We start from the raw sequence: 7,117 nt of genomic DNA, 5'->3' as shown, positions 1-7,117 counted from the left end.
GCCAACCAGCTCCGACTGTGGTTCTCGGCCGCAGCCTATGTCCTGCTCATCGCTCTGCAAAAGATGGCCCTTGGGCAAACCAGTCTGGAGAAGGCAACCTGTGGCACAATCCGCGCGCGGCTGCTCAAAATCGCGACAACCGTAAAGGTCAGCGTCCGTCGGATTGTCCTGTCCATGCCGGACATGTTCCCCTGTCAGCATGAATTCGCTCTTGCTCATGCACGATTGCGAAGGCTTTGCCTGGCGCCCTGACGAAACAGACAGCGCACAGGCCACATAGCTCCCACCAACACGGCCTTCTCAGGCCGTGACACCCTCACTGCGTTCAGAACCCGCCGCCAGAAGTAGAATATCGTCAATATTCCAGATCGGGCTCCTGTGGGATGACTGAATTCTACAAAATAACCCAAAATTTCCTCAAGTGTGAGAAATTCGCGTCGACCAGGCGTTTTTCGAACTTCTGGTTGATCGGGCCGTAATTGGTATAGATGCCAGAGTTTTCCATCGCGATGACGCTCTCGGATAACTGGCTGATCTTCGGAATATTGGAACGTATGAACGATATTTCCGGGAGCGACATTTCTGTCATTTTTCACATTCCGATTCACTTAACTCGGTGAGTAGTACAAGCATTGTTCTGATTGCCGCACCCTGGTGCCATCTGCCTCCAGTGCGCCTGCAAAATCACATAACATGTACATTTTTAACGCGCCCATAGGCATATCGTTTACCACACGTTTATGTGATCGTATGTATGGTTGAAGTATACGATAAATGAAAAAGAAAATAAAAATTCATTCACCGAAAAAAAATGACTCGTGTTTTCTTCTATAGGATATATTTATAAAAAACGGGAAAACCGAAATATCCTTCGGTCAATTTAGGTCATAATGCCAATGAAACAGGGAACGTGACTGACATGAATGCTGCACGAACATGCGCCATTGTACTGAAAACCTATGCGTGGGACAGTTTCGTGCAGCGCCAGCTGCAGCGCCTGCAGGCCACTTTTCCTGATACGGATATTTTCATCTCCATTGATGAGACAAACGGATTTGCGGGAAACATTCCGTACCCCAACGTATTGCGCACCTGCAACGCCGATATGGTGGCAGCAGGGTTTGCCAACCGTTTTGAAAAAGGCAGCCTGCTGTGGTGGAATGCCGATTACACCCATTATCAGGTGCAGGCCTGCATTCCCGGTTACGCCTATTATCTGTTTGTTGAATATGATGCCTGCATTGGCGGCAACGGCAACCGCCTGCTCGCTGACATGATTGCCGATGGCGCCGATTTCGTGGCCCACCCCATTGTGGCTGACCTGTCATGGTACTGGACGGCGTTTCATACCGGGGTTTACCCCGATGGGCAGTTACGGGCTTCGCTTAACTGCATTTCCTTTTTTTCCAGCCGCGCGCTCGTGCATCTTGCCGCGCGGCGGCGCGCCATGTCGGCGCCGGGGACGGAAATCAAATTCTGGCCGCTTGGCGAGGCCTTCGTGGCATCGGAAATAGAAAAGGCCGGATTTAATTTCGTGCCGCTTGGCCGGTATGGCGATGTCTCGCGTTATACGTGGTTCCCGCCCATTCTTGAGGCCGATCTTGTGCTGCCTGCGGGCGGGCATACGTTCCTGCATCCGGTTCTGGACCAGAAGCGGTATATCGCCAGCCTGCTGCGGCAGACGCATTTCGTGCGGCATTATTTCATGCCCGGTAGCCATTTGCGGCGCGAACTCAGGCGCTTTCCCGGTGTGGTCTCACGCAGGCAGCTTTACCGTGCGGCGTTGGCGCGTGCGGCCCAGAGGCTGCATATAGCCCGTGGGGGCCTGTAGTATTTCCTGAATATATAAGAAGTTTCCGGCTGCCACCTTTTTGAAAAAAGGCGGCACCCAAAACCTTTTATCCCTGTTGTTCCTGCTTCATGATCTCGCCCACGACCCGCTCCACCTCCGGCGCCCACGGGCCGGGGGCGCAACCAAAGACCTGCCTGAGGCGCGTGCAGTCCAGCCGGGCATCGGGCGGCCTGCGGGCCGGTGTTGGCCAGTCCGCCGTGGTGATCGGCTCGATCTCGGGCAGCGGGTTGCCCAGCCTTGCAGCAGCGGCGATGGCGGTGCGGGCCAGTTCATACCAGCTTGCAGCCCCTTCGCCCACAGCATGGAAAATACCGGCGTATTCATCTTTCCAGCCGGTTTCCTCAATGCGGGCGATGATCCTGAAAATGACATCAGCCAACTGGTCGGCGCTGGTGGGGTTGCCAATCTGGTCGCTCACTACGCGCAAGACCGGGCGCTGGGCGGCGGCATTGACCATGGTGCGCACGAAATTGCGGTTATAGGGCGAATAGACCCAGGCCGTGCGCAGGATGATGCTGCCGGGGTGGGCCGCGAGCACCGCCTGCTCGCCTTCCGCCTTGGTGCGGCCATAGACCGAGCGCGGGTCGACCGGGTCGGTCTCGAGATAGGGGCTGCCCTTGTCGCCGCTGAAAACATAATCGGTCGAGATATGGATGAAGGGAATGCCCCGTTCCTGGCACAGGGCGGCCAGATGGGCGGGGCCGGTATTGTTGGCGCGTTCGGCTTCCGCCTCGTGGGTCTCGGCAGCGTCAACGGCGGTCCAGGCGGCGGCGTTGACGACAAGGGAGGGGGCCGCCGCGCGGAAGGTGGCATCAATCGTGTCAGGCCGCTCAAAATCAAAGCCGGGGCGGCCTGCCCGTTTTACAGTGCCTTGGGCGGCAAGGGCGCTGGCAAGCTGGCCGCTACCACCGGTGACCAGGATCGAATTCTGCATCGTGAGCTTTTTTCTTCTTGCGGGAGGGAAGGGCAGGCGAGGGCGTTCAGGCCTGAAACCAGTCATTGACGTTGGAGAACGCTTCCGCCGCCGCATCCTTGGCAGACAGGATGGCGGCACCCGGGGCTACTGGCCATTCAATGTTGAGCAGCGGGTCATCCCACCGCACGGAGCGCTCGCATTCACGGTTCCACAGGTTGGTGCATTTGTACTGCACTTCGGCATTTTCGCTCAGCGTGCAGAATCCGTGCAGGAAGCCGGGCGGAATCCAGAACTGTGAACCATTTTCCTCCGACAGGGTCACCCCTACCCACTGGCCAAAGGTGGGCGAGCCGGTGCGGATGTCCACCCCCACATCCCATATGCTGCCGCGCGTGCAGCGCACCAGCTTGCCCTGCGCATGTGGCGGCAGCTGGCAGTGCAGCCCGCGCACCACGCCGCGCTGGCGCGACAGGCTGTGGTTGTCCTGCACGAAAGTATCGGTAATGCCGGCTTCCTTCATGCGGGCAGCGTTGAATGTTTCGGAAAAATAGCCGCGCTCATCGCCAAAGCGCGGCGGGGTGATCAGCATCAGGCCCGCGATGTTGAAGGTCTTTATATCCATGAAAGGGCTCCTGAAATTCCGGTTATGGCAGTTGCAATAAATGCTCAGTGCGTGCCGCCCGCAAGAAAGGGCCTGATGGCTGTCATCTGCGGGCGGTCGGCACCATGGTCGGGCTCAAGGGTAAACATATAGTTTCCCCACAGCGGACCGGCCGCCCAGTAGGTCCATCCGGCCCATACATCGGCGTTGTCGCGCAGGTGCGACAGGACAGGCTCGAGCAGCTTCACGCATTCGGGCTGGCGGCTGACCCCGAACTCACCCAGAAAGCCGCGGGCATGGTTGGCGTGCAGCCAGTCGGTAAATCCGCGCAGGCGCTCAACCGCCCTGTCAGGGGCGATGCAGTCGGGCTTCGTGCCGGAGGCATCGGTATCGAAATACTCGTGCACTTCATAAAGCAGCTTGTTATCGGGGTCATGGAGCTGGCTCAGGGCCGGGCCGTTGAGCTTGGCAAAGCTGTGCGCGCCATCCCAGCCAATGCCGGGCACCAGGATCAGGTTGTGGCCGCCTGCCTTGCGTATGGCGTCAATCGCGGCCTGCACGGCATCTTTCCAGGCATTGGCGTCATGTTGCTGCGGCTCGTTCATCAGGCCGAAGAGCACATGCGTGTTGTTGCCAAAAGCCTGTGCCAGCCGCGCCCACAGATCGGCGAAGGCAGCGTCTGGTACCTCGGGTGAGCCTACTTCCTGCCCCCGGTAGCGCCCGTAATTGTGGATGTCGAGCACGGTTGAGGCATTGTGGGCCTGCGCATAGGCAATGAACTGGCTGACGCGCTGGAGTTCCTTTTCATCAAGCGGGCCGCTCAGCGTGGGTTGCAGCCGCTCCCACAGCACTGACAGGCGGAAGGTGTTCATGCCGGCCTGCGTGAAGTAATCCACCTCCGCCGGTTTGGGGTAGAGATAGTCATACCCGTAGCGCCCCGGCAGCTTATTGGAGGAATAGGCCGCCCCCGCAAGGTTCACGCCCCGATAGGTCTGGGCAGCAGCCATGGTGGGGGCGGCCAGTGCCAGCCCGGCCCCCGCGATGCAGCCCATGGCCCATGCAGGCCAGCGCAGGGAAGAGGGGAAAGCGATCATGTCACATGCTCCGCTGAAGGGGAGAAGCGGTTGAAGCGAAAGGATTTCAGGCGCTCGGGCACCTGGCGCACGGTATCCGCCACGGGCGCTACACTGTTGGTCGTGCCGTACAGGAACCACAGCAGCGCTGCCGTCTTGATGGTGAAAACCGAGGCCCCGATGCACAGCGAGGTCGAGAAATAAAGCGAGATCATCGCCTTCATCGACACGGCGGATTCGGTGCGGGCGGGATGCATGGTGAACAGCGCCAGCAGGAACAGGGTCAGCGGCAGGCCAAGGTTGTTGATGATGTAGGCATAGCCCGTATCAGCCGTATAGACCTGCGAGGGGGCCAGCGCGAACCATTGCGGCAGGTTCCAGTAGTCAAGCAGCCGGCCTGAAAACAGCAGGCGGCCCGAGAAGTTATCACCAATGATGGAGGGCAGGATGCCCGGCATCTCGTGGTTGGCGCCCTGGATCATCAGGCCCAGCATCACCGCCACCGGCATGGCGAACACCACGAAGCGCGAGCGGTAAAGCGGGGTCAGCCGCAACAGCACCATCGCCACCGTGCAGCCCGAGGCAAAGCGGGAATCCGCCAGCACGAAGCAAAGGGCGGAGAGGAAGAACAGGCACGCATGGCGCAGCCGCGAGCCGAGATGGGTGCTCAGGCACCACGCAAACCCGATGGCCGAGAAATTGCCCAGTGAATCCGGCTCGAGGAAGATGGAGGATACGCGGTGCGAGCCGAAGATGGACTGGAAGAACGTGCGCGACGCCGCAGCCCCGCGATTGCCGCTGATGAAGAGGTTGGTGTTGCTGTAATTGACCGTGGTGCTGGCGATGACGCCCTTGTTCACGTAATAGGTCCAGACATCGAACACCATGCCGAACAGGTTGGTGAACATCAGCTCAAAAAAACCGATGACCAGGATGATCGCCATCATCACCCAGATCGTCCGCTCGCCCGAACGCAGGGTGGAGCGCGTGCCAAGCTGGTAGAAGACATAGGCAATGGCCAGGTCATGCAGGATCTTCATGTCCAGGCCAGGATTGATGAGCTTCGCGCCAACCTCGAAACACACCATCACCCCGGTTATGCGCACGACGGCAGGCGAGATGGTGTTGCGCACTTCAAGGAAGGCAAGAAAAATGATGAACAGCTCGCACAGCACGATTTCCGAATTATGCACGGTGACGACATGCCGGGTGTTGATGAAGCACAGCGCCAGGTTGAACACCGCCCCCGCCACCACCAGCCACGATATGCCATCGGCCCGCGACAGGGCGGGCGCGCGGGTGCTGACGCGGGGCGCCGCCCGGAAAGCAGGCGCGCTGGCAGGCAGGAAGGAGATGGTATCAGATCCGTGAGGCATGGGTATCCGCATCCTGCGTGGAGGGGAGGGGGCGGGTGGGCGCAGCATCAAGCACGGCGCGGCCCAGCCTGCGCCCGATATTGTGCAGCGGCAGTTCAAGCACGCGATAGGTCAGCCCGGCCAGTGCCGTGGTCAGCACGGCGGTCACGACACCAAGCGTAAACTGGGTTAGCGACGGGTGGGCCAGCAGCGTGGCCGTGCCCATGCGGTGGCCCGCGATCGTAAACACGATCAGCATGATGGGCAGGTGCATGAGGTAGATGCCATAGGACAGTTCCCCCACTACGATGACCGGTTTGCTGAGCAGGATGCGGTACTGCCGCCCCGAGGCATACAGGTCGCGGATCACGACAAAGGCGGCCAGGGTCTCGATCATGTCGGCAATGCGCTCTGGCAGGTGCAGCCCTGCCAGCGCGTAACGGTCATAGAGCAGCACCACCAGGGCTGCCAGCGCATACCATCCGTGGTACCGGCCCAGCGTGCCCGGCAGCAGCGGGATCAGCGCGCCAAGGCCAAACGACAGGGCAAACACCGTGCCGACCTCGTGCGGCACCGGCAGTGCTGCGATGGCGGCCAGCGCCAGCAGCGTCACCACCCGCGCCGTGCGCCCGCGCATCAGCACGAACAGGAGCGGAAACACGACCGAGTACATGAGTTCGACCCGCAGCGACCACATCGGGCCGTTATAGCGGGTGAACACGCCTGCAAGCGAGGCGATGGTGTTGCGCATCGAGACCGGCGTGTGCAGGTTGCGCGACAGCCAGCCCACGAACACGCCATCAGGTACCAGCCCGCGGGCCACCACCATGCTCAGCACGGCAAGCCCGATGGAAAACCACAGCAGCGGATAGATGCGGAAAATGCGCTTGATGTAGAAGCTGCCCACGATGCGCGGCGTCATGTGCGCGTATTTGCGCAATGACAGCGAGAGCACGCACCCGCTGAGCACGAAAAACAGCACCACCGCCGCCTCCGCATTGAAGGCGTAGGTGATGAGGTCATGCACGCCACCCTGCACGGGCGTGCGCTGCGGGCTGTGGTAACGGAAAACCTGTATGGCATGGCCAAACAGCACCACAAGGCAGGCGACGCCGCGCAGGGAGGTGAGCTGGTGCAGGTAATGTCGTTCCGTTCCCGAAGTTTCTGTCACAGACGACATTGTCGGTTCCCCCGGTGCATGAGCGGCATGGTGTGATCAAGGCAATACAGTGATTCTGCTATGGCGGGCACAGCGTATCAGAATATAAATGTAGAAAACACGGGAAATATCCCTACACAATTCTTTGTCCGGACGCCTTT

At 59.9% G+C, this 7,117-nt stretch carries 7 protein-coding genes; 2 read left to right on the top strand and 5 right to left on the bottom strand.

The annotated features are described in order from the left end of the window. On the top strand, positions 1–252 hold a 252-nt coding region (locus DV027_RS08145), incomplete at its 5' end, for a transposase (RefSeq protein WP_207303452.1). 667 nt (positions 253–919) lie between these two features. Then, positions 920–1,831: a hypothetical protein gene (locus DV027_RS08135; RefSeq protein WP_242621797.1), complete on the top strand. Its 912-nt coding sequence runs from the start codon at positions 920–922 to the stop codon at positions 1,829–1,831. A 67-nt stretch (positions 1,832–1,898) separates the two neighbouring features. Here the strand turns inward: DV027_RS08135 and rfbD are convergent, their stop codons facing one another. From rfbD to DV027_RS08110, 5 genes are read right to left on the bottom strand one after another with little or no spacing between them, the layout of a single operon-like run. Then, a complete protein-coding gene (gene rfbD / locus DV027_RS08130; RefSeq protein WP_130731364.1) occupies positions 1,899–2,786 on the bottom strand; it encodes a dTDP-4-dehydrorhamnose reductase in 888 nt (295 codons plus the stop codon). A gap of 46 nt (positions 2,787–2,832) precedes the next feature. Continuing rightward, positions 2,833–3,390: a dTDP-4-dehydrorhamnose 3,5-epimerase gene (gene rfbC / locus DV027_RS08125; RefSeq protein ID WP_130731363.1), complete on the bottom strand. Its 558-nt coding sequence runs from the start codon at positions 3,388–3,390 to the stop codon at positions 2,833–2,835. 44 nt (positions 3,391–3,434) lie between these two features. Further along, positions 3,435–4,421 (bottom strand): glycoside hydrolase family 5 protein, encoded by a 987-nt coding sequence (locus DV027_RS08120; RefSeq protein ID WP_207303454.1) that lies wholly within the window; start codon positions 4,419–4,421, stop codon positions 3,435–3,437. 38 nt (positions 4,422–4,459) lie between these two features. Next, a complete protein-coding gene (locus tag DV027_RS08115) occupies positions 4,460–5,818 on the bottom strand; it encodes a polysaccharide polymerase (RefSeq protein WP_242621796.1) in 1,359 nt (452 codons plus the stop codon). Further along, positions 5,802–6,977 carry an acyltransferase family protein gene (locus tag DV027_RS08110; RefSeq protein WP_130731362.1) on the bottom strand — a complete coding sequence of 392 codons (1,176 nt, stop codon included), beginning with the start codon at positions 6,975–6,977 and terminating at the stop codon, positions 5,802–5,804. Before DV027_RS08110 ends, DV027_RS08115 begins: the two co-directional genes overlap by 17 nt. Positions 6,978–7,117 lie beyond the last annotated feature (140 nt).

Source organism: Komagataeibacter xylinus (assembly GCF_004302915.1).
Taxonomy (GTDB): Bacteria; Pseudomonadota; Alphaproteobacteria; order Acetobacterales; family Acetobacteraceae; genus Komagataeibacter; species Komagataeibacter xylinus_C.
This window is presented reverse-complemented; position numbering and strand designations above follow the sequence as displayed.

Coding starts and splice junctions, on each gene's coding strand:
- DV027_RS08135 (WP_242621797.1), top strand. CDS start 920: ATGAATGCTGCACGAACATGCGCCATTGTACTGAAAACCTATGCGTGG.
- rfbD (WP_130731364.1), bottom strand. CDS start 2,786: ATGCAGAATTCGATCCTGGTCACCGGTGGTAGCGGCCAGCTTGCCAGC.
- rfbC (WP_130731363.1), bottom strand. CDS start 3,390: ATGGATATAAAGACCTTCAACATCGCGGGCCTGATGCTGATCACCCCG.
- DV027_RS08120 (WP_207303454.1), bottom strand. CDS start 4,421: ATGGGCTGCATCGCGGGGGCCGGGCTGGCACTGGCCGCCCCCACCATG.
- DV027_RS08115 (WP_242621796.1), bottom strand. CDS start 5,818: ATGCCTCACGGATCTGATACCATCTCCTTCCTGCCTGCCAGCGCGCCT.
- DV027_RS08110 (WP_130731362.1), bottom strand. CDS start 6,977: ATGTCGTCTGTGACAGAAACTTCGGGAACGGAACGACATTACCTGCAC.